General features: G+C 68.5%; 19 protein-coding genes. 12 read left to right on the top strand and 7 right to left on the bottom strand.

Translation table 11 applies throughout. The features are described 5' to 3' along the window. Positions 1-9: 9 nt before the first annotated feature. Positions 10-699: a hypothetical protein gene (locus ACYVO7_RS07930; RefSeq protein WP_460449288.1), complete on the bottom strand. Its 690-nt coding sequence runs from the start codon at positions 697-699 to the stop codon at positions 10-12. A 280-nt stretch (positions 700-979) separates the two neighbouring features. On the opposite strand from ACYVO7_RS07930, the gene ACYVO7_RS07925 reads away from it, so the two are divergent. The 11 genes from ACYVO7_RS07925 to pyk all read left to right on the top strand — a co-directional run bounded on the left by ACYVO7_RS07925 (position 980) and on the right by pyk (position 14,223). After that, positions 980-2,419: a type II and III secretion system protein family protein gene (locus ACYVO7_RS07925; RefSeq protein ID WP_460449287.1), complete on the top strand. Its 1,440-nt coding sequence runs from the start codon at positions 980-982 to the stop codon at positions 2,417-2,419. Continuing rightward, entirely contained in the window at positions 2,403-2,717 is a 315-nt protein-coding gene (locus ACYVO7_RS07920; RefSeq protein ID WP_460449286.1) for a hypothetical protein, read from the top strand. Before ACYVO7_RS07925 ends, ACYVO7_RS07920 begins: the two co-directional genes overlap by 17 nt. A gap of 44 nt (positions 2,718-2,761) precedes the next feature. After that, the gene (locus ACYVO7_RS07915; protein WP_460449285.1) at positions 2,762-3,904 is read left to right on the top strand and encodes an AAA family ATPase; all 1,143 of its coding nucleotides are present in this window, start codon (positions 2,762-2,764) and stop codon (positions 3,902-3,904) included. Positions 3,905-4,188: 284 nt separating this feature from the next. Next, complete coding sequence (locus ACYVO7_RS07910; protein WP_460449579.1) at positions 4,189-5,556, top strand: CpaF family protein; 1,368 nt, start codon at positions 4,189-4,191, stop codon at positions 5,554-5,556. Between the two features lie 3 nt (positions 5,557-5,559). Next, the gene (locus tag ACYVO7_RS07905) at positions 5,560-6,528 is read left to right on the top strand and encodes a type II secretion system F family protein (RefSeq protein WP_460449284.1); all 969 of its coding nucleotides are present in this window, start codon (positions 5,560-5,562) and stop codon (positions 6,526-6,528) included. A 9-nt stretch (positions 6,529-6,537) separates the two neighbouring features. Continuing rightward, the gene (locus tag ACYVO7_RS07900) at positions 6,538-7,467 is read left to right on the top strand and encodes a type II secretion system F family protein (protein ID WP_460449283.1); all 930 of its coding nucleotides are present in this window, start codon (positions 6,538-6,540) and stop codon (positions 7,465-7,467) included. 3 nt (positions 7,468-7,470) lie between these two features. After that, complete coding sequence (locus ACYVO7_RS07895) at positions 7,471-7,992, top strand: tetratricopeptide repeat protein (protein WP_460449282.1); 522 nt, start codon at positions 7,471-7,473, stop codon at positions 7,990-7,992. Between the two features lie 137 nt (positions 7,993-8,129). After that, entirely contained in the window at positions 8,130-8,822 is a 693-nt protein-coding gene (locus ACYVO7_RS07890) for a hypothetical protein (protein WP_460449281.1), read from the top strand. Between the two features lie 241 nt (positions 8,823-9,063). After that, positions 9,064-9,588 carry a hypothetical protein gene (locus ACYVO7_RS07885; RefSeq protein WP_460449280.1) on the top strand — a complete coding sequence of 175 codons (525 nt, stop codon included), beginning with the start codon at positions 9,064-9,066 and terminating at the stop codon, positions 9,586-9,588. A 45-nt stretch (positions 9,589-9,633) separates the two neighbouring features. Next, entirely contained in the window at positions 9,634-12,246 is a 2,613-nt protein-coding gene (locus ACYVO7_RS07880) for a methyl-accepting chemotaxis protein (protein WP_460449279.1), read from the top strand. Positions 12,247-12,810: 564 nt separating this feature from the next. Further along, positions 12,811-14,223, top strand: a complete 1,413-nt coding sequence (gene pyk / locus ACYVO7_RS07875; protein WP_460449278.1) for a pyruvate kinase — start codon at positions 12,811-12,813, stop codon at positions 14,221-14,223. 9 nt (positions 14,224-14,232) lie between these two features. On the opposite strand, the gene ACYVO7_RS07870 is transcribed toward pyk, so the two are convergent. The 6 genes from ACYVO7_RS07870 to ACYVO7_RS07845 all read right to left on the bottom strand — a co-directional run bounded on the left by ACYVO7_RS07870 (position 14,233) and on the right by ACYVO7_RS07845 (position 21,644). Further along, positions 14,233-14,967 carry a GntR family transcriptional regulator gene (locus ACYVO7_RS07870; RefSeq protein WP_460449578.1) on the bottom strand — a complete coding sequence of 245 codons (735 nt, stop codon included), beginning with the start codon at positions 14,965-14,967 and terminating at the stop codon, positions 14,233-14,235. A gap of 221 nt (positions 14,968-15,188) precedes the next feature. Further along, positions 15,189-16,073, bottom strand: a complete 885-nt coding sequence (sucD, locus tag ACYVO7_RS07865) for a succinate--CoA ligase subunit alpha (protein ID WP_460449277.1) — start codon at positions 16,071-16,073, stop codon at positions 15,189-15,191. Further along, positions 16,073-17,281: an ADP-forming succinate--CoA ligase subunit beta gene (gene sucC / locus ACYVO7_RS07860; RefSeq protein ID WP_460449276.1), complete on the bottom strand. Its 1,209-nt coding sequence runs from the start codon at positions 17,279-17,281 to the stop codon at positions 16,073-16,075. The genes sucD and sucC overlap by 1 nt, the downstream gene beginning before the upstream one ends. 123 nt (positions 17,282-17,404) lie before the next feature. After that, on the bottom strand, positions 17,405-19,543 hold the full coding sequence (locus tag ACYVO7_RS07855; protein WP_460449275.1) for an acetate--CoA ligase family protein: 2,139 nt from the start codon (positions 19,541-19,543) through the stop codon (positions 17,405-17,407). A 404-nt stretch (positions 19,544-19,947) separates the two neighbouring features. Next, on the bottom strand, positions 19,948-21,255 hold the full coding sequence (gene oxlT, locus ACYVO7_RS07850; protein WP_460449274.1) for an oxalate/formate MFS antiporter: 1,308 nt from the start codon (positions 21,253-21,255) through the stop codon (positions 19,948-19,950). A gap of 251 nt (positions 21,256-21,506) precedes the next feature. Continuing rightward, entirely contained in the window at positions 21,507-21,644 is a 138-nt protein-coding gene (locus ACYVO7_RS07845) for a hypothetical protein (RefSeq protein WP_406856646.1), read from the bottom strand. Positions 21,645-21,900: 256 nt separating this feature from the next. Between ACYVO7_RS07845 and ACYVO7_RS07840 the strand changes: the two genes are divergently transcribed. Then, the gene (locus ACYVO7_RS07840; RefSeq protein ID WP_460449273.1) at positions 21,901-22,707 is read left to right on the top strand and encodes a GntR family transcriptional regulator; all 807 of its coding nucleotides are present in this window, start codon (positions 21,901-21,903) and stop codon (positions 22,705-22,707) included. Positions 22,708-22,712 lie beyond the last annotated feature (5 nt).

Raw genomic sequence — 22,712 nt, 5'->3', positions numbered from 1 at the left:
GCCCGGAGCCTAGCGGGCGATCGCCGCCGGGACGGCGGCCTGCGACAGCTCCAGTCCGGCCGCGCGGCGGGTCGACGCGGCGAGGCGTTGCGCCAGCCCCACTCCGCCGACCTTGCAGACGCCCGAGGCGACGCCGGCGACGGCGGGCTGGTAGCGGCATTCCACCTTGCGCCAGCGCACCTGCAGCTCCAGGCGGGTCGCGGCCCGGATGACGCAAGGCTCGGCCACGCCGTCGAGCCGCAGGCACGTCTCCTTCGCGGACGGAGCGGGGACGTCGGCGAGTTGGATCAGGAGATCCCCGGCCTTCAGGGTGCGGCCGTCGACGGCCGAGACGCCGACGAATTCGCGCTCGATGTCGGGAGCGGGCGGCCGCTCGGCCGGCGCCGCGAAGGAGAGGCCGCGCATGGCGTCGAGGGGCGCGGGGCCGGCGGCCATGAGGCCGGGGGCCGCTTCGGGTCCGGGCTCCGACCCCGCCCGCGCGGCGTGCCGGGACTGTCCGAAGGGCTTCCATGCGGCGTAGGACAGCGGCGCGTCCTCCGTCGCGGCCAGGGCCTTGCCGTCCTGCGTCGCCCGGGCCGCGGCCACGCCCCACAGGGCGGCCGCCATCAGGGAGGCGATCGCCAGCGTGCGCGCGCCCGTCTCCAGGTTCAGCGCCGGGCTGGTGCGCGAGTAGCCTATCGCCGGATATCCTTCGCTCATGCAAGAAGGTCCCATCGTCGTTGCTTGACGACGACTGTTCAGCGCAGGCTTCTCCAACCTGTTAGACGAACCCGTAAAAACGTCAGATATCTCAATGTTCTTCGGGTTGTTGGAGCGATTTGGAATGATGGAAGCAATTTTAACAAGACGGGTTAATCGCAATTCACTCCTTTTCGTTGCCGCCGATGCGGATTCATAGGCCGTTAAGAGCGCGAATTCTTACTCGTCCCTGACAAAAAGCCACGAATGGCGGACGAGCATGTGCTTTTACAACCCTAGCGTGTCTATCGGCGGCGGCTGTTCCGCCAGGAGGGAGCGGCCTTCGGCCCTGCTCGCCCGTTCGGCCGCGATCGGTTTGCTGGCGCTGGCGCTCCAGTCGGCGACGCCCGCCTCGGCGGCCGAGCCGCGCAGCGCGGCCCGGACCGGCCAGGTCAGCTCGGTCCAGGTCGCCCAGGGCAAGTCGCGCACCATCCAGATCGGTCCGTCCTTCGTGGACCTCGTGGTCGGCGATCCGGAGATCGCGGACGTGATGCCGCTGACGGATCACAGCCTCTACGTCCTCGGCCGGAAGGCGGGCTCGACCAACATCTCGGTCTTCGACGCGGCCAAGCAGCTGGTCAGCGTCGTCGAGGTGGAGGTGAACTACAACACGCCCAGGCTCAGCCAGGACCTCGACCAGATGTCGGGCGGGGGCGTCCGGGCGTCGTCCGCGAATGGCAGGACGGTGCTCAGCGGCAGCGCCCGCGACGGGGTGGAGGCCGCACGGGCGGTGTCGCTGGCGCGCCAATACGGGCCGGACGTCGTCAACAACGTCCAGGTGCGCGGATCCCAGCAGGTCATGCTGGAAGTCCGCTTCATCGAGGCGTCCCGCACGGCGGGCAAGGATCTCGGCGTCAACTGGCGCGCGGTCGGCAACAATTTCGGCGACCCTGTGAAGGGGGCGTACAATCTCGCGGCCAATGCGGGCGCGAGCGGGCTCGCCTCCGGGGCGACGCCGTTCGGCGCCGTGATCGGGCGCGTGCTGTCCAGCGGCGTCCAGGCGGACGTGCTGGTGCAGGCGCTCGAGGATCGCGGACTGGCCCGGCGGCTGGCCGAGCCCAACCTGATCACCATGTCGGGCGAACGGGCCAGCTTCCTGGCGGGAGGCGAGTTCCCGATCCCGGTGCAGGCCGACCAGGGCAGGATCTCGGTCGACTATAAGAAGTTCGGCGTCGGGCTCACCTTCCTGCCGACGGTCCTCGCCAACGGCGTGATCAACCTGCGCATCGAGCCGGAGGTCAGCCAGCTCGACACCACGAACTCGGTCCGGACCGGCGGGGTCGCGGTGCCCGCCCTCATCGTGCGCCGGGCCTCGACGGTGATCGAGCTGCGGGACGGCCAGAGCTTCGCCATCGCGGGGCTGCTGCAGAGCATCAGCGCCGAGACCCAGCAGCAGCTTCCCTGGATCGCCGACGTGCCGGTGCTCGGGGCCCTGTTCCGGTCGGCCTCGTTCGAGAAGAAGGAGACCGACCTCGCCATCATCGTGACGCCCCATCTGGTGCGTCCGGCGCGGCCCGGCGAACGCCTGCGCACGCCGCTCGACTCCGCCCAGGTGGCCAACAATCTCGACCTGTTCGTCGCCGGCGAGCAGAGCGTTCCCGCCCGTGGCCGCAACGCTCCGCCGCGCGCGGGCGGCTACATCCTCGACGTCGCCGGAGGCCGCAATGCCGCGATCCGATAACCCGCTCCGCTGGCTCGCCCTGGGCGGCCTGCTCGCCCTCGCCGGATGCCAGGAGAGCCTGGCGCGGCGCGACGCCATCTCCTTCGCGGCCGGGGACGCCATCGCCTACAACAAGGCCGTCCACATCATCGATCCCTGGCCGGCCGCCTCGGTGAACCCGGACATCCCCACCAGCGGGCGGCGGGTGGCGGACGCCATCGAGCGCTATGAGAACCACGGCTTGCCCGACGCCGGGCGGCTCGGCGGCCCGGCTCCCGGCGGTCCGCCCGTCCTCGCGCCCGTGGCCGTCGGCCCCTGAGCAGGCCCGCGCCCTCCCCTTCGCCGACGCCGAGTCCGAGATCCATGACCACCAGCGCTTCCAGCCCCGCCACCCTGATCCTGGCGGGAGCAGACCAGCCCTTGCTGGAGAGCATCGCGGCCGTCCTGGCCCCGATGCGTTCGCTTTCGCCCGTGCTCATTCCCGAGCCGGTCGAGCACATGCACCGGGACGCCCGGGTCGCGGCGGCGTCGATCGTCGTGGTCGATCTCGACGCCCGCAACAAGGAAAGCCTCGCCGGCCTGCGCAGCCTGATGGGCGTGGTCGCGCCGGGCGCGCCCGTGATCGTGCTCACGGACGCGTTCGACGACGGCCTCGCCCGCTGGTTCCTGCAGATCCGCGTCGCCGACTTCCTGCGCAAGCCCGTCCAGGCGAAGGACGTGCTGCGATCCTGCCTGCAGGCGTTGAGCGCCGGGACCGGCCTGCCCGACCAGGGCGGCCGCACCCATACGCTGATCCCGGCGCTCGGCGGCGTCGGCAACACGTCGCTGGCCATCGAGACCGCGATGCTGCTGCTGCGCGACGGCAAGGAGCCCTCGACCTGCCTGGTCGATCTCGATTTCCAGAGCGGCGCCTGCGCGGACTATCTCGACATCGAGCCGCGACTCAACGCCGCCGAGATCGGGCCGCACCCCGAGCGGATGGACCAGCAGCTCCTGGAGGTCATGTTCAGCCGGCACGCGTCGGGCCTGGTGGTGCTCGCCGCCCCGGGCCGGCCCGCCCAGCCCAACGACGTCGACCCGGCCTTCGTGCTGCGCATGCTGGACATCGTCTCCTCCACCTTCGCGCATGTCGTCATCGACCTGCCGCGCCGCTGGGATCCCTGGACGGATTCGGTGCTGGCCGGCTCCAACGCCGTCTATGTGGTGACCGACATGACCGTCCCGGGGCTCCGGCAGGGGCGCAATCTCGCCACCGCCCTCGCCCAGCGCCTGCCGGAGGTGGAGCCCCGCGTGATCGTCAACCGCTTCCAGCAGACCTCGATGTTCGGCACGGGCCTGCGCAAGGTCGACGCCGAGCGGGCGCTGGGGCCCATGTTCGCCGGCGCCGTGGCCAACAACTACGCCCTGATGCGCGAGGCCATCGACCGCGGCCTGCCGCTGGATTCCGTCAAGGCGGGCAGCAACGTGTCCGCGGACCTGCGCAAGATCGTGTGCGCGCCAACGTGACGGAGCCCGCGTATTTTCGACTCTAGGTTGCATTTTAGAGGTCGAAAAAGAGCGGATTTCACACCTCCCCGGCACCATCGGGGCGAGCTCCCGATGGCAGCCCCCCAGACGCCGAAAGCCGAACACGCATGCTCGGACGCTTCTCCGCCCGCCTCTCGACCGCGCCCCGGCCCCGCATCGACGACGACCTTCCGGCGCCGCCCGCCCCTCCCGCGTCGGGCCCCCGCCCCGCCTTCCCGCCGCCGCCGGACGGGCCCGAGGCTCCCCCGGCCGCGGCCGAGCCGATGCCGGCGCCGCCCCCCGTCGAGGCCCGTCACCATGCTCCCGAGCCGGAGACGTCCGCTCCGTCCAGGCCGGCGGAACCCAGGGCGATGGACGTCAAGCCGAAGCTGCTGGAGGCCAAGGTCCGGCTGCACAAGCGGCTGATCGACGAGCTCAACCTCGCCAGCCTGGAGAAGCTGCCCGAGCAGGATCTGCGCCGCGAGATCCACGCCATCATCTCCGGCTGGGTGGTGGCCGAGCGGCTGCCGCTGAACGCCAAGGAGCTCGACGGCTTCGTCTCCGAGGTGCTCGACGAGATGACCGGCCTGGGCCCGCTGGAGCCGCTGCTGAAGAATCCCAGCATCTCCGACATCCTGATCAACGGCCACGAGAACGTCTTCGTCGAGAAGGGCGGCGTGCTGGAGCAGACGCCCTCCCTCTTCAAGGACGAGGCGCACCTGATGCGCATCATCCAGAAGATCGTCTCGGGCGTGGGCCGGCGCGTCGACGAATCGAGCCCGCTCTGCGACGCGCGCCTGCCGGACGGATCGCGCTTCAACTGCGCCATCCGGCCGATCGGGGTCGACGGCCCGCTGGTGTCGATCCGCAAATTCTCCAAGTCCAAGCTGTCGCTGGAGCGCCTCGTCGAGATCGGGGCCATCCGGCCGCAAATGGCGGAGCTGCTGGCGGCCGCCGTGAAGGCGCGCATCACCACCATCGTGTCGGGCGGCACGGGCTCGGGCAAGACCACGATGCTCAACGCCCTCTCGGCCTTCATCTCGCCGACGGAGCGCCTCATCACCATCGAGGACGCGGCCGAACTGCAACTGCAGCAGCCGCATGTCGCCCGGATGGAGACCCGACCCGCCAATCTCGAGGGCAAGGGCGAGATCCGCCAGCGCGACCTGGTCAAGAACGCGCTGCGCATGCGGCCGGAGCGCATCATCCTGGGCGAGTGCCGCGGCGAGGAAGCCTTCGACATGCTGCAGGCCATGAACACCGGCCACGAAGGCTCCATGGCGACCATCCACGCCAACAACCCGCGCGAGGCCATCTCCCGCCTCGAGCAGATGATCGGCATGGCGGGGCTGCCGCTGAGCCAGCTTTCCATCCGCGGCCAGATCTCCGCGGCGGTCCGCATGATCGTGCAGCTCCAGCGCCTGTCGGACGGCAAGCGCCGGGTGACCTCGATCGCGGAGATCACCGGCATGGAGGGCGACATCATCCAGATGCAGGAGATCTACAAATTCGTGCGGACCAGCACGGACCAGGATGGGATGATCCAGGGCCACCACGTCGCCACCGGGATCCGTCCGCGCTTCCTGCAGGAGCTCATCGCCCACGGGGTGAACATCCCGACGTCTCATTTCGACCCCTCCCGGCCGCTCTGAGCCATGGACGCGCTGTTCGATCTCGATCCGCTCTATCTGGCGCTGGGCTTCGTCGCCGTCGCGGCGATCCTGGCCGCCGAGGCCGCCTACCTGTTCCTGCACGACACCACCGACTACCGGTCGCGGGTGAACCGCCGGCTCGCCCTGGCCGGCAAGGAGGCGGGGCACGAGCCGGTGCTGCTGCAGTTGCGGCGAGAGCGCGGGCTGGGCGCCGACGGCGAGGCGCGGTGGTCCGGCTCGCTCAGCCGCATGCTGCTGCAATCGGGCGTCCGCGTCACGCCCGCGACCGGAGCGGCGGCGGCCGGGGCGGCGCTCGCCTGCGGCGCCGGGGCCTATTGGGGGACCGGCGACGTCATGGCCGCCTGCGCAGCGGTTTTCGCCGGGGCGGCGGCGCTGCCCCTCGCGGCGCTCTGGTGGCTGCGCCGCCGCCGGCAGGCCAAGTTCGCCGAGCAGCTTCCCCAGGCGATCGACGTGGTGGTGCGCAGCCTGCGCGCCGGCTACCCGGTGCCGATCGCGATCGCCATGGTGGCGCGCGAGATGGCCGATCCGCTCGGCTCGGAATTCGGCATGATCGCCGACGAGATCACCTATGGGGCGGATCTGGAGACCGCCATGCGCAGCATGTGGGCGCGGGTCGGACAGGAGGATCTCGGGCTCTTCGTCACGTCGGTGGCCATCCAGTCCACCACGGGCGGCAATCTCGGGCAGATCCTGGAGAACCTCGCCAAGGTCATTCGCGAGCGCTTCAAGATGAGGCGCAAGGTGAAGGGCTTGTCGGCCGAGGGACGCGTCGCGGCGCTGATCCTCAACGCCATGCCGGTCTTCGTCTTCCTGTCCATCAACGCCATCAGCCCGGACTTCTACGGCGACGTCTGGAGCCAGCCGTCCGCCCCCATCGTGCTGGGCGGGGCGGTCGCCTGGATGATGGTGGGCAACGCCATCATGTGGCGCATGATCAACTTCAAATTCTGAGGCGCGGGCGTGTTCGACGGCGATCTCATCACGGCGGAACAGGCGCTTGGCGGCGTGGCCGTCGCCATCGCGGTCGCGATCCTGGCGGCGGCCCTGTGGTCGGTGGCGCGGGGGCGGCGGGATGTCCGGCGCCGCGCCGCGCAGGGGACGGACGCGGCGGCCGCGGGCCGCAGCCTGATCCCGGCCGCGTCGCTGCAGCGGATCGCCGCCTCGTTCGGCCCGGCGCTGGTGGGCGACGCGCGCGCCCAGCGCGCCATCCGGGTGAAGATGGTGCAGGCGGGCTATCTCTCGCCCCATGCTCCGACGCTCTATTTCGCGGCGCGGCTCGCCGCGGCCGTGGTGGCCGCGCCCCTCACGTTCCTGGCCATCTGGCTGTCGGACAGCGGCGTCAACGCGCCCCTCTGGACCTGCGTCGCCATGGTGGCGGGCTATATGGGCCCGAGCTTCCATCTGGGCCGGGTGATCTCCCGGCGCATCGACGCGCACCGGATCGGCTTCCCGGACTTCATGGACCTGATGGTGGTCTGCGCGGAAGCCGGGCTGCCGATGGAAGCGGCCATCGAGCGCATCGCTCGGGAGTTCGTGCAGTCCTATCCGTCGCTGGCCGAGAACCTCTACATGGCCTCGCTCGAGATCCGGGCCGGCACGCCCACGGGCGACGCGCTGGAGCGCATGGGACAGCGCCTCGGCATCGAGGAGGCCGCCACCTTCGCGACGCTGCTCCAGCAGTCGGCCGAACTCGGCGCCAGCCTCTCGCAGTCGCTTCGCGTCTATTCGGATGAGATGCGCCACAAGCGCATGTCGCGGGCGGAGGAAAAAGCCTATGCGCTTCCCGCCAAGCTGGTCGTTCCGTTAACGGTTTTCGTCTTCCCTGTGCTGATCGTGACCCTTCTTTATCCGGCGGCGGTGCGGGTGATGACTTCCATGTCGGCGTCCTGAACGATGAGAAACACTTCCGTCCCCCGCGGCCTCTCCTTCCTGCTGCTGACCGGGATCGCGGCGGCGCTCGGGGCCTGCAACCCGATCGCGCCCGGGGGAGAAGCGGCGCCGGTCTTGGCCGCGCCCGCCGGGGCGGTGGTGGTCCCGGTCGCGCCCGACGCGGCGCCGACCGATCTCGCGCTCGCCCGCAAGCACTTCGCCGCCGGGCATTACGGCCTCGCCGAGCTGCATTTCCAGCGCTCGGTGGAATCGCCGGACGCCACGGCCGAGGGCTGGCTCGGGCTGGCCGCGTCCTACGACCAGTTGCGCCGCTACGACCTCGCCGACCGGGCCTATGCGAAGGCGCTGAGCGTGGGCGGCCGCACGGCGGCCTATCTGAACAACCACGGCTATTCGCGAATGAACCGCAAGGACTACCGGGCAGCCAGCCAGGAGCTCTCGGCCGCCCTCGCCCAGGATCCGGAGAACGCCCAGATCATGGCGAATCTCGCCGAACTGGACCAGCGCGTGAGGGGGCCGCGTTGAGCGGCTGGCGCTAAGCCGAATCATGTGAGCCGCCGCCTCGCGGAACACAGTGGCTCGATCTTTGAAGCAACTCGGCCGGGAACGAAGGACTCCTGAAAGCATTCTGACCCTGTGACAATTGCGACGGGGTCAGGACCATGCTTCGAATCATTGCACTTCTGAGCACGTCAGCTGCAATCATCGTCGCCGCCTTCATCGGCCTCGTCCTGTATTACCCGGCGCAAGTCGGCGGCGCAGGGCAGCAGGCGAAGATCGGACCTCAATACAATCCCGGGCAGCCCATTGCGGTGAAGTCCGTCCGCGCCGGCGTCGTCGGCAAGGCCGCGGCGTCCCCCGCCCAGCCCGCGAGGCCCGCCGCCGTAGCCCCGGTCCAGGCCGAGGACAAGGCGGTGGCCGAGATCGAGACGGGGTCCATCACCTCCGCGGCCGCGGCCACGGCCCCGCAGACCCCAGTCCCGGCCCCGGCGGCCGAAGCCCTGCCGCGCGCCGCCGCGGTGGAGAAGGCCGCGGCGCGGCGCGAGGCGGCCAAGCCCGCTTCGGCCGCCTCGCGGACGGCCCAGCGCTTCGCGCCGGGCGCCGCCGGCTGCACCGGGTTCAGCACCTATGACGCGAGGACGCAGACCTATCGCGGCTTCGACGGCCGGACGCATGAGTGCCGGCCCGGCGCGAGCGCCGCCTCGACCCGGTCCGCCGCGCTGCGCCGGCCGATCCAGCATGAGGCGCCGCGTCGCGAAGCCTTGCGCCGCGACGGTTTCGGCCGCATCGACTCGTTCGCGGCCTCCTCGCAGCCGTCCGACGGCGTCCCGCTCGCCTATACGTTCCAGGACTGACCGGCGCCCTGGGCCGGAGGACAGCCCCGCGCCGCTTGCGCGGGGTTTTCGCCGTTTAGAGGGACGGGACCTTCGGCGTCCCCGGGGCTTTCCCACTCTGCTGCGACCCACCGGCCGGCCAAAACCACCCTCAATCTTGATGTTTGTGTATTTTCTCTAATCTAATATCAATTTAAGATTGTGCAGATTCGGCTTTGCAACCGCGAACGTCGTTCGCCCTCAAAGCCGAACTGGAAATCCCATGTCCCTCGCACGCCTCACGCTTTCGTCGCTGTTCGCCGTCCTGCTGACCCATGGCGCGTCCGCCATGGACGCCGCGGGCTACGAATCCCTGACCAAGGACACCGTCAAGGAGCTCGTCGCCGGCTCCTTCCCGGACGTGGCTAAGAGCCTGGCCCGGCTCGAGAAAGCCATGACGCTGGGCATAGAGGCCTGCGAGGAGTTCGCCAAGGCGAGCCCCGCCGACGCCGTCCTGATCGCCCATGCGGTGAAAGCGGCCCCGGCCATGAAGGCCATGAAGCCGGACGAACTCGAAGCCCAGTGGGGCGACGAGGGCGTCGCCGGAGACGCGATCGGCCGGCCGCTGAAGGACATGGACCAGTTCAGCATGGCCAGGAACTACATCGACCTCATCGTCCATCCGGCGCGCGCCTATGACTACATCGTGTCGTGGAAGGCGTCCGGCGACAAGCAGGACCTTGAACAGGCCAAGGGCGAGCTGATCGAGGTTCTCGAACATCTGAAGAAGATCAAGGCCAAGTCCTGACCTGAGCCATTCTCCACTCCTGCGAGGTCCGCGATGCCGTCCCTGATGTCCGTTCATTCGATCAAGGCGAAATTGTCCGGCGCCCTGGTCCTCGTCGCACTCCTCGCGTCGGCGCCGAACGCCGTCTCCTGGTTCGGCATGGCCGAGTTGGCGGCAAGCTCCGACAGGCTGATCGGGGCAGACCTGCCGAAGCTGCTGACCGCCGGCGAGGTGAGCCTGACCAGCCAGACCGTGGCGGCGGACCTCCAGGCGGCGCTGCGGTCCGACAGGATGGCCGAGTTCAACCCTGCCCCGGTCCAGAACGGGCTCGGCCGGCTGGAGTCCCTGGTGGCCTCGCTGAAGGAGTTGGAGGGGGAGGACGGCGGCCGGGAGATCGTCGGACGGATCGAGGCGCGCCTTCCCGAGTTCCGCAGACAGGCGTTCGACGCGCTGGCGGCGCACCGGGAGGCTCTCCAATACCAGTTCGACCTGCAGGGACGCAGCGTCAACGTCCTCGCCCACGTCCTCTGGCTGGGAAACCGCTCATCGAAATGGGTGGAGAGCCTGGAGCAGTCGGCGCGCTTCGACGTGGCCTTCCCGGGCAACGCCGACGCGGCCAAAAGCGATTTCGCCGCCTTCGCCGAGGCTTACAAGCCCGCGGATCCTGTCCTGGCCCGGCTCATGGACCAGTACGGCAAGGCGAATGACAAGATCCACCTCGCGGCGCGGCAGATCAACGCCGCCTCGGGCGAAGCCAAGGTGGCGATCTTCGAGAAGCAGCGCGGCCAGTCGCTGCAGCTCGCCGACAATCTCCTGGAGAAGATGCTCGCCCATGTGCTGCCCATCTCCACCGGCCTCGCCGCGCGCGAACGGGCGGCCGTCGCCGCCGTGGATGCGTCCGTCGACGCCATGAAGCGGCTCACGGCCGAGCTCGGCTCCGTGGCCCAGGACGCCTTCAAGGCCGGCGAGAAGAAGACGGCCGACATCCGCGTTCACGCCAGCCGGCTGGCTCTCACGGCGACGCTCGGGGTCAGCCTGGTCGCCGTCCTGCTGATCGTCGGGCTGACAGGCAACCTCGCCAAGCCGATCACGCTGATCGCCCGCGCGCTCGGGCAGATCAAGGAAGGCTGGGTGCAGGTCGACATTCCCTGCCTGGGGCGCAAGGACGAATTCGGCGAAGTGGCGCGCGCCCTGGGCTCGATCAGCGATCTGGGGCGCAACAACAAGCTGGTCGCGGCGGCGCTCGACGGCTCCTCGACCATGATCATGATCACCGACGTCGAAGAGCGGATCGTCTTCATGAGCGGCGTGCTGGTGCAGTTCCTCACGCAGCACGAGCCGCTCTTGCGCGCCGGCCGGCGGGATTTTTCGGTCGAGGCGCTGTTCGGCCAGACGATCGACTTCAGCAGCTTCGCCGGAGAGCTGCGCTACGAGCGTCTCTCGGACGACGGCAAGACCCGCAAGTCCCGGCTCACGATCGGCGACACGGTCGTCGACCTGGACAGGAGCCACATCCACACGCCCGACGGCGGCCGCGTGGGCTACGCCATCGTCTGGCACGACGTCACGGCCGACCTCGCCGGTCAGATCGAGGTCGCCCAGGTGGTGGCCGCCGCCAGCGCCGGGGACTTCAGCCGCCGCGTCTCGCTGGCGGGCAAGACCGGCTTCACATGCGAACTCGCGAACGGCCTCAACGGGCTGGCGGAGGTGGTCGAAACCGCCGTGCGGGACTTCGCCGACGTGATGACCGGCGTGGCGGGGGGAGATCTCACCCGCAGCGTCTCGGGGTCCCATTCCGGCGTGCTCGGAGAGCTGCAGGCGAGCATCAACGCCACCATCGGCCAGTTGGCCGCGACGGTGGTCACGATCCAGACCGCCGCCTCGGACGTCTCGTCGGCGGCGAGCGAGATCGACGCCGGTTCGCAGAACCTCGCCTTGCGCACCGAGCAGCAGGCCACGGCCCTGGAGCAGACCAGCGCCAATTCGGAGGAGCTGGCGCATTCCGTCCGCGGGTCGGCCGAATCCTCCCGGACGGCCGTGAACCTGGCCGAGCAGGCCAAGGGCGTCGCGGCGGACGGCGGCAGCGTGATCCGGCAGGCCATCGAGGCGATGACGCGGATCGAGACCGCCTCCACCAAGATCACCGACATCACCACCGTGATCGAGGAGATCGCCTTCCAGACCAACCTGCTCGCCCTCAACGCGGCGGTCGAGGCGGCGCGGGCGGGCGACGCCGGCAAGGGTTTCGCCGTGGTGGCGGCCGAGGTCCGCACGCTGGCGCAGCGCTCCAGCGCGGCCGCCAAGGACATCGGCGGGCTCATCGATTCCACCTCCGTGGAGGTGGCGGAGGGCGTGAAGCTGGTGCAGAACGCCGGCGCGACGCTGGAGCGCATCGTCGAAGCCACCGAGCGCGTGGTCTCCACGGTCGCGGAGATCTCCAACGCCTCGGCGGAGCAGGCGGTCGGCATCGCCGAGGTGAGCCAGGCCATCTCCCACATGGACGACATGACCCAGCAGAACGCCGCGCTCGCCGAGGAGAGCTGCGCCTCGGCGACGGCCCTCGCCTCGCAAATCGGCAAGCTCAACGACCTCGTGGCGCATTTCCGGACCGAGCAGGCCGCAGCGCTGCGCGGGCGGGCGAACGGCCAACGTCAGCGCGCGCGAAGCCTCGCGGCCTGATCCCGCGCCGGCTTCGCCGGGGGCAGGCAAGCTTGAGCTTGTGCGCCAGTTTGTCGCATAGGTTCGAATCCGAATGGTGGGAGGTTGCGCTTGGTAGCACCCTCTCGCCGCTTCAGAGGGGCGGGCACGAGATCCACCGCTTCACACCCTCTGCGGCGCGTCCGGTCCTCGATCTCCACCGGACAGGTTCTCAGGCGCTTGGAGGGGGATGCCAGGTTCTGAGCAAGGGAGAGTGGTCCAAGAGTCTCCACCACGTCTGCGTTCTCCCGAACCGCCCGGTCAAGAGACCCACCGGGCCCTCTTTCGTTGACCGGCCCCGCCGCGCGCCAGGTCGACGCCATCCCGGAGCGGCCCCGGCGCGCCGACGTGCGACGCCACTCTGTTCGCCCTCCGGTAGCGGAGGGCAGACCTGTCGCCCGCCGACTGCGGCGCCCGCGTGACAGGCGCCCCTGTTCGCCCGATCCGGCGCGCGTTATCGGACCGATTGCCCTTGACGCGACGCATCGGGAGATGCCCGTTGGGCGCATCCAAATCGCCTGAAACGGCGCGACCGAGGAGGCAGCCTTGAGACGCAACCGCCGCGCAAAGATCGTTGCGACGCTGGGACCCGCCAGTTCAGACGCGGACATGATCCGCAAGCTGTTCGAGACGGGCGTGGACGTCTTCCGGCTCAATTTCAGCCATGGCAGCCACGAGGACCACCGCGAGCGCCACCGGGTCATCCGGGCCCTCGAGCAGGAGTTCGGCTATCCGATCGCGATCCTGCAGGACCTTCAGGGCCCGAAGATCCGCCTCGGCGCCGTTCCGGGCGGGCGCGTGATGCTCCAGGCCGGGCAGACGATCCGCCTCATCCTGGCCAAGACCTCCGACGATCCGGCGCGGCTGCCCTTGCCCCACAAGGAGATCTTCGACGCCGTCATGCCCGGCAACAAGCTCCTGATCGACGACGGCAAGGTGCGCCTCGTCACCACGGGCGTCGGAAGCGACTATATCGACGCCGAGGTGGTGACCGGCGGCCCGGTGACCGACCGCAAGGGCGTCAACATCCCGGACACCCTCCTCGATCTCTCGCCGATCACCGAGAAGGACAAGGCCGACCTCGCCTTCGGGCTCGAGCTGGGCGTGGACTGGGTCGCGTTCTCCTTCGTGCAGCGCCCGTCCGACATCATGGACGCCCACCAGCTCGTGGGCGGGCGCGCCGGAGTCATGGCCAAGATCGAAAAGCCCGCCGCGCTGGCCTCCATCAACGACATCGTGTCGCTCTGCGACGCCATCATGGTGGCCCGCGGGGACCTTGGCGTGGAGATCCCGCCGGAAGACGTTCCGGGCGCCCAGAAGGATCTGGTGAAGCTCTGCCGCCTCGCCGGCAAGCCGGTGATCATCGCCACCCAGATGCTGGAATCGATGATCAACGCGCCCACGCCCACGCGCGCCGAGGCGTCCGACGTCGCCACGGCGATCTATGACGGCGCCGACGCCGTGATGCTCTCGGCGGAATCCGCGTCGGGCCAGTATCCGCTCCAGGCGGTCGAGACGATGGACCACATCATCGCCCGCACGGAGAAGCACGGCAGCTACCCGCCGATCATCGAGGCCCTGCGCCCGGCCGTGGAGCCGCTGCCGCAGCACGCCGTGTCGGCCGCCGCCGCCGAAGTCGCCAACGCCATCGGGGCGGCAGGCATCGTGGCCTTCACGTCGAGCGGCACGACGGCGGCCCGCATCGCGCGGCAGCGTCCGTTCATGCCCATTTTGTCCATCACGCCGAACGAGGCCACGGCGCGGCGGCTGGCGTTGCTCTGGGGCTCCTACAGCGTGCTGTCGGAGGACGTCACGACCTACAAGGAGATGGTCGCCCAGGCCGTGGCGCAGGCCAAGGCCGTGGAGTTCGCCAAGCCTGGCGAAGCCATCGTGGTGGTCGCCGGCGTGCCCTTCGGCAAGGCCGGTTCGACCAACAATCTGCGCGTCGTGACGGTGTAGCGTCCGGGCTCAGTCGAAGATGCCCTCGCTGTGCGCCTCCACATAGGCGGCGAGCGCGAGGGTATGGTCGCGGGCGCGTCGCTCCGCCGTCTCCGTTTCGCGCCGTTCCAGCGCCTCGATGATGCCCATGTGGTCGGCCATCGAGCGGGTGGCCCGGTCGTCCCGGCCGATCGTGATCTGGCGGATGCCGCGCACGTGCAGGACGAGGTTGTCCGTGAGATCGGCCAGCAGCCGCGACCCGGAGAGACGGATCAGCGTCTGGTGGAACGCCAGGTTGGCCGAGGAGTACTCGCCCGGGAAATCCGCCGGCTTGTGGCTCTCGTCGAAGCCGCTGAAGATCTTTCGCAGGGAGGCGATGTCGTCGTCGCTCGCGCGCTCGATGAGCAGGCGGACAGCCATGCTCTCCAGGGCCGCCCAGGCCTGGATCATCTCGATGACTTCGCGCTTGGTCTTACGCAGCACCATGATGCCGCGGCGAGGCAGGGACTTGACGAAGCCCTCCTGCTCCAGCATGGCGATCGCCTCGCGCACCGGCGTGCGGCTCACGCCCAGCCTCTCGGAGAGATGGCGCTCGTCGATCCACGTCGGCTCGCTGCTGGCGTAGATGTCCATCCCGATGATGGCCTGCTTCAGCGCCCCATAGACGCGCGTCTTGAAGGTCTGCTCCGGAGCGAAGCGTTCGAGCACGAGTTCCGGCGCCGGCGCGTCGGCTACGGGCCAGCGGGCGGGAGCTTTCACCGACAGACCTCCATCTTGAGCATTGGCCCGCCTTAAGTGGGTGATGAAGAGGCGTTTGTCGAGTGCGAGGTTGTGGTCGGGTTTGTTCGACGGCCGAAGGATGAGCCGCAACCGGCCCCCTCTCCCCGGAACGGGGAGAGGGCTGGGGTGAGGGGACCTTGGGTCTCCCCTCATCCGACCTCGCTTTGCTCGGCCACCTTCTCCCGATGCCGGGGAGAAGAAAAAACTCAGCCCTTCAGCACATCCACCAGCGTCTTGCCGAGCCTTGCGGGCGAGGGCGACACGCGGATGCCGGCGGCTTCCATCGCGGCGATCTTGTCTTCGGCGCCGCCCTTGCCGCCCGAGATGATCGCGCCGGCGTGGCCCATGCGGCGCCCGGGAGGCGCCGTGCGGCCGGCGATGAAGCCCACCATGGGCTTCTTGCGGCCGCGCCTGGCCTCGTCGGCCAGGAACTGCGCGGCGTCCTCCTCGGCCGAGCCGCCGATCTCGCCGATCATGATGATCGACTCGGTCTTCGGGTCCGCCAGGAACAGCTCCAGCACGTCGATGAACTCGGTGCCCTTCACGGGGTCGCCGCCGATGCCCACCGCGGTGGTCTGGCCGAGGCCCTCGCAACTCGTCTGGAACACCGCCTCATAGGTGAGCGTGCCGGACCGCGACACGATGCCGACATTGCCGCGCTTGAAGATGTTGCCGGGCATAATGCCGATCTTGCACTCGCCGGCCGTCATCACGCCCGGGCAATTCGGCCCGATCAGGCGCGACTTCGAGCCCTGCAGGGCGCGCTTCACCTTCACCATGTCGAGCACCGGGATGCCCTCCGTGATGGCGACGATCAGCGGGATCTCCGCGGCGATCGCCTCGCAGATGGCGTCGGCCGCGCCGGCCGGCGGGACGTAGATCACCGAGGCGTCGGCGCCGGTCTTCTCGCGCGCTTCGGCCACCGTGTCGAAGACAGGCAGGCCGAGATGGGTGGAGCCGCCCTTCCCGGGCGACGTGCCGCCGACGATCTTCGTCCCGTAGGCGATCGCCTGCTCGGAATGAAAGGTGCCGTTCTTGCCCGTGAAGCCCTGGGTGATGACCTTGGTGTTGGAATCGATCAGGACGGACATCAGGCGGCCTCCCGGGCGGTGCGGACCGCCCCCACGATCTTCTGGGCCGCGTCGTCGAGGTCGTCGGCGGACACGACGTTCAGGCCGGACTCGGCCAGGATCTCCTTGCCCTGCTCGACATTGGTGCCTTCCAGGCGCACCACCAGGGGCACCTGCAGGCCGACGTCGCGCACCGCCGCCACCACGCCGGCCGCGATCACGTCGCAGCGCATGATGCCGCCGAAGATGTTGACCAGGATTCCCTTCACATTGGGATCCGCGGTGATGATCTTGAAGGCCGCCGTCACCTTCTCCTTGGTGGCGCCGCCGCCGACGTCGAGGAAGTTGGCCGGGCTCTCGCCATAGAGCTTGATGATGTCCATGGTGGCCATCGCCAGGCCGGCGCCGTTGACCATGCAGCCGATCGTGCCGTCCAGCGTAATGTAGTTGAGGTCGTATTTGGAGGCTTCGACCTCCTTCGCGTCCTCTTCGGTCTCGTCGCGCAGCGCCGCCACGTCCTGGTGGCGGAACAGCGCGTTGTCGTCGAAGCTCACCTTGGCGTCGAGGCAGCGCAGCTTCTGGTCCTGCGTGACGATGAGCGGATTGATCTCCAGCATCGCCATGTCCTTCTCGACGAAGGCGCGGTAGAGCTTGGCCGTCAGGTCCTCGGCCTGCTTGGCGAGATCGCCCGTCAGCCCCAGCGCCTTGGCGACGCGCCGGCCATGCAGGGGCATGATCCCGGTGGCGGGGTCGACCGAGAAGGTGACGATCTTTTCGGGGTGCGAATGGGCCACCTCCTCGATGTCCATGCCGCCTTCCGTGGAGACCACGAAGGCGACCTGGGACGTCGCGCGGTCGACCAGCATCGAGAGGTAGAACTCCTTCTCGATCAGCGAGCCGTCCTCGATATAGACGCGATTGACCTGCTTGCCGGCCTCGCCGGTCTGCACCGTCACGAGGGTCCTGCCCAGCATCTCGCGGACATAGCGCTTGGCTTCGTCGGCCGAGCGGGCGAGACGCACGCCGCCCTTGTCGCCGGCCTCCGGCTCCTTGAAGCGGCCCTTGCCTCGGCCGCCGGCGTGGATCTGGGACTTCACCACCCAGACGGGGCCGCGCAGCTGCTTCACGGCGCTCTCGGCGTCCTCGGGCTTGAGCACCGGCGCGCCGTTGGGCAGGGACACGCCGAACTCGCGGAGCAGGCTCTTGGCCTGGTATTCGTGGATGTTCATGGCGACCTCATTCAGAGGCGAATGGCGAGTAGGGAGCAGCGAATAGGGTGGGCGTGGACGCGCCGGGCGAATGGCGAAGGGTCGCGACCCTACGCCATTCGCTCTTTCGCTACTCGCCTGAGCTTACTTCCCCAGCAGGCCGGCCGAGCGGGCCCACTTGTACTTGGCGCCGAGCACCTCGACGGGCGTCTCGGTGGTGTAGGGATAGGCCACCACGCCGCGCTCGTAGAGATACTGGCAGGCTTCCTCGACCTGCACGTCGCCGACCAGCGAGGCCACAACGGGCTTGTCGATGCCCTTGGCGCGGAACTCCTCCACCACCTCGCCGACCAGCTTCGCGAACACCATCGGAGGGGTCACGATCGTGTGCCAGTAGCCCAGGATGAGCGAGTGGATACGATCGTCCTCGAGGCCGAGGCGGATGGTGTTCTGGTAGGTCTTGGGCGGCTCGCCGCCCGTGATGTCGACCGGGTTGCCGGCCGCGCCGAAGGGCGGGATGAACTTGCGGAAGGCCGCGTCGAGGTCGTCCGGCATCTTCATCAGGGTGAGGCCGTTGTCGAAGCAGGCGTCCGACAGGAGCACGCCCGAGCCGCCCGCGCCGGTGATGATGACCACGTTCTCGCCCTTGGGCGTCGGCAGCACCTGCACGCCGCGGGCGTATTCGAGCATGGAGCGCAGGCTCGGAGCGCGGATCACGCCCGCCGCCTTCAGCACGTCGTCGTAGATCTTGTCGTTGCCGGCCAGCGCGCCCGTGTGGGACGCGGCGGCGCGGGCGCCGTAGGCCGTGCGGCCGGCCTTCAGCATGATCACGGGCTTCTTCTTGGAGACGCGCGAGGCGACCTCCGAGAAGGCGCGGCCGTCCTTCAGGTCCTCGCAATGCATGGCGATGACCTTGGTGTTGTCGTCCTGCTCGAAGAAGGTGAGCAGGTCGTCCTCGTCCAGGTCCGACTTGTTGCCGAGGCCGACGATGGCCGAGACGCCCATCTTGGTGGAGCGCGCGAAGCCGATGATCGACATGCCGACGCCGCCCGACTGCGACGAGAGCGCGGCGTGGCCCTTCACGTCGAAGGCCGTGCAGAAGGTCGCGCAGAGATTCTCGGGCGTATAGTAGAAGCCGTAGATGTTCGGGCCCATGACGCGGACATTGTGCTTGCGCGCCATGGCGAGCAGCTCGTCCTGCAGGGGCTGGTTGTCGGTCTCGGCGAAGCCGGACGGGATCATCACCGCGCCGGGCACGCCCTTCTGGCCGACCTCGTCCATGGCGGCGACGCACAGATGCGCCGGCACCGCGAACACGGCGACGTCCACCACGCCGTCATAGTCCAGGATGGATTTGTAGGCCTTCACGCCCTCGATCACGTCGGCCTTGGGGTGCACCGGAACGATGACGCCCTTGTAGCCGCCATTGATGAGGTTCTTCATCACCGAGTTGCCGATCTTGCCGGCCTCGTTGGAGGCGCCGATCACCGCCACCGCCTTCGGCTTGAAGATGCGGTTGGTGGCGCGCAGGATCTCGGTCTGGTCGGGACGATAACGCTGCGTGTGCGCCTCGAAGTCCACGACGATGCGGGCGTCCACGGCGGTCGCGCCCTTGGAGGTCGCGAAGACCGGGTTGAGGTCGAGCTCGCTGATCTGCGGGAAGTCCTCCAGCAGGGCCGAGACGTTGACCAGGATCTTGGCCAGAGCCGCGCGGTCCACCGGCTCGGAGCCGCGGACGCCGTTCAGCATTTCCTGCGCCTTGATGCTGTTGAGCATGTCGGTCGCCTGGGCGTTGTCCACCGGGGCGAGCCGGAAGGTGAGGTCCTTCAGCACCTCGACCAGCACGCCGCCGAGGCCAAAGGCCACCAGCTTGCCGAAGGACGGGTCCGTGATGGCGCCCACCAGGGTCTCGATCGCGCCGGAGGGCAGCATCTGCTGCACCTGGACGCCCTCGATCTTGGCGTCGGCCTTGTAGTTCTTGGCGTTGGCCAGGATCTTGTCGTAGGCCGCGCGGGCGTCCTGGTCCGACTTCACGCCCACGATCACGCCGCCGGCGTCGGTCTTGTGGAGGATGTCGGCGGAGACGATCTTCATCACCACCGGATAGCCCATGCCGGAGGCGAGGCTCACGGCCTGGTCCGCCGTCGTGGCGAGGCCTTCCTGGGGCAGCGGGATGGAATAGGCGTCGCAGACGCGCTTGGCCTCGGGGGCCGTAAGGGCGGTGCGGCCGTCGGCCTTCACCTCGTCGAGCACCTGGCGCACTGCGGCTTTGTCGAAGCTCATATTGTCCTCCCGTCGGACCTGTCAGTCGTTTGGCGTCGACCCCTGAGGCGGTCGACTCGCCTGCGTCCCGCCCCTATCGAGGCGGGTTGTTCGCTGGTCCTTGGTATTTGGCATGCCAAGCGAGCATGCTGTCAAGGGGGGCGTCAGGCTCTTTTTGGAGCAGGCCGCCTGCGGCCCCGGATCGTGACGCAAACTTCCAGGCGTAACGCTCTCACCGTCATCCCCGGCCGCGCGAAGCGCCGGGAGGGATCCAGGGGTGAGCGCGGCCGCCCTGCATCCCCTTCCCTTTCGCGGCTGCGCCGCTCCGGCCGGGGATGACGGCGGAACGCGCGGCGCGCCGCTTCCTCAATACGGAAGGGCCGGACCCCTTTCGGCGATCCGGCCCTTCCCTCTCGTTCAGGCGATCAGGCCGAGGCGGGCTGGAGCACGGCCGCCTGGGCCTTGTTGATGACGCCCTTGCGCCAGGGCTTCAGCACCGCGATGGCGAGCACGGATGCCAGGATGTTGGCGCCGGCCGCGATCAGGAACACCGTGTCCCAGGTGCCGGAGGACTGCTGCATGTAGTTGGCGAAGGGCACGAGCAGAGCCGCGGTTCCCTTGGCCGTGTAGAGCAGGCCGGCGTTCGTGGCGGCGAACTTGGAGCCGAAGGTGTCCGTGCAGGTCGACGGGAACAGGCTGTAGATCTCGCCCCAGGCGAAGAACACGAAGCCCGACAGCAGCACGAACCAGAGCGGGTCGTGACCCCAGGCGTAGAGCAGGTAGATGCCGATGCCTTCCATGCCGAAGGCGATGAACATCGTGTTCTCGCGTCCGATCTTGTCCGAGACCCAGCCGAAGAACGGACGCGTCAGGCCGTTCAGGATACGGTCGATCGTGGCCGCGAAGGTCACGGTGGTCATCGTCAGGCCGATCAGCGAGACGTTGATTCCGTCGATCTTCCAGTCGGCCGCGATGGGCTTCAGATTGGCGGTGACCATCAGGCCGCCGGCGCCCACGATCACGAACATGAAGTACATCAGCCAGAAGATCGGCTGCTTCAGCACTTCGCCCGGCGAGTAGTTCTTGCGGGTCTGGATGATGTTGGCGTTGGCGACCACGGCCGGAACCTGGCCGGTCTTGGGAGCGTAGAGGAACATCGCCAAAATGCAGATGATGACGCCCTGGCCGATGCCGAACCAGTAGAAGGTCGCCTGGTAGCCGGACGACGCGATCATGGCCTGGATGGGGGCGACCGTCAGGGCCGAGCCGGCGCCGAAGCCGGCCGCCGTGATGCCGGCCGCGAGGCCGCGCTTGTCCGGGAACCACTTGAGGGCGTTGCCCACGCAGGTGCCGTAGACGCCGCCCGCGCCGATGCCGGCCACGATCTGGCCGAGATAGAGCATGTTCAGCGTCGTGGCGTAGGAGTTGAGCACCCAGCCGATGGCGCACAGGATGCCGCCGATGAACACCACGGCGCGCGGGCCGTATTTGTCGACGAACCAGCCTTCGATCGGGACCAGCCACGTCTCGAACAGCACGAAGAGCGTGAAGGCCCACTGGATGGCCGCGCGATCCCACTTGAAAGTCTTCTGGATGTCGGGAACGAAGAACGTCCAGCCATATTGAAGGTTGGCGATCATCACCATCGCGCCGACGCCCAGCGCCAGCTGGGTCCAGCGATAAGCGTCACTGACGCGCGGAGCCGCAGCTCCGCCCTCTGTGTAATCGGTCATTTCCATCCCCATGCGTTGTTTGTGACTGGTCGCCACGCATTTGAGACGGTCAGAGTGGTATATGTTATGCCAACGCGCAAGCGCCAAAAAAAGAGCCGGGCGCAAGTGGACGCCCGGCACGCAATCGCGACTTCAGTTTGGGAGGAAGTTCAGAGACGAAGCCGTCGCGGCGATCGCCGCGACGGCAGGACCTTGGTCGACAGCTTCGGCGGCCCGGGTTCAGGACCGGCCGACCGAAGTTGGTCGACGCGTCAGAGGCCGAAGGGCTCGACCGAACCGTTGCGGCGCTCGATCTCGGCCACGCGGTTCAGGAACGCGACGACCGACGCATAGAGGCGGTCGAGCAGCGAGGACTGGCGGGTGGCGCCGTAGAGAACGTTGGTGGCCATGGCGAAGCTCCTAGTCTTGCAGGGTCTGGGAGGAGCCGTTTGCGTCAGCTCCAGTGACCTAAATCTGGCATGCCACACACCAGACGAGAAGATCCCTATGTTGCATCGCAGCTAAGCCAATTTTGCATCGCATCATAATCGTGCGAAGACAAAGTCTTATACAGGATCTCCGCTCCCTCGTTGACAGCTGGTGTTTGGCATGCCACCAATTTGGCATGCGTCGTGCCAGACCGTCGCGCTCACGACCCGAGGCGTCATGACCAAAGATCTGAGCTCGCAGGCCCCTGGCGCTGCGTTGGTGATCCCGGAAGGCTCGCTCGCTCTGGAGCGGACGAGCGGCAGCGCAGTGCCCATGCTCGACATCGAACCCATGAAGCCGGAACTGACCTTCAAGAAGCGCGCTTATACCGCGCTGAAGAAGGCGATCACCGGCATGGACCCCTACGGCACGCGTGAACCCGTATGGCTCGACGAGCGCCAGCTCTCGGTGCAGCTCGGCGTCAGCCGCACGCCGGTGCGCGAGGCCATCGCCATGCTGGAGCATGAGGGCTTCGTCCGCTCGGTGCCCCGCCGGGGCATCGTGGTCGTGCGCAAGAGCCTGCGGGAGATCGTCGAGGCGATCGAGGCGTGGGCCGCGCTGGAGAGCATGGCCGCGCGCTTGGCCGCCCATCACGCTTCGATGGCGGACATCCGGGGCCTGCGCACCCTCTTCGAGTCGTTCGGCGAGCAGCACCCGCCGGCGGCCTTCGTCAGCGAATATTCCGCCGCGAACATCGCGTTCCACCAGCGGCTGATCGAGCTCGGCGGGTCCGAGCTCATCGTCGATCTGACGGCCAACCTCTTGCTGCATGTACGCGGCATCAGGCAGCTCTCGATCGGCAAGTCGGAGCGCATCGCCAGGTCTTTCGACGAGCACCTGGGCATCATCGACGCCCTGGAGCGGCGCGACGCGGATCTCGCGGAGCGGCTCTCCAAGGAACACACGCTCGGCCTCGCGGCCTATGTCGAGAAGCACGGCAAGGAGCTGCTCGGCGACGGCCCGGTCCGGCCCGGAAGAAACTGAACAAA

Source organism: Alsobacter sp. SYSU BS001988 (assembly GCF_054796215.1).
This window is presented reverse-complemented; position numbering and strand designations above follow the sequence as displayed.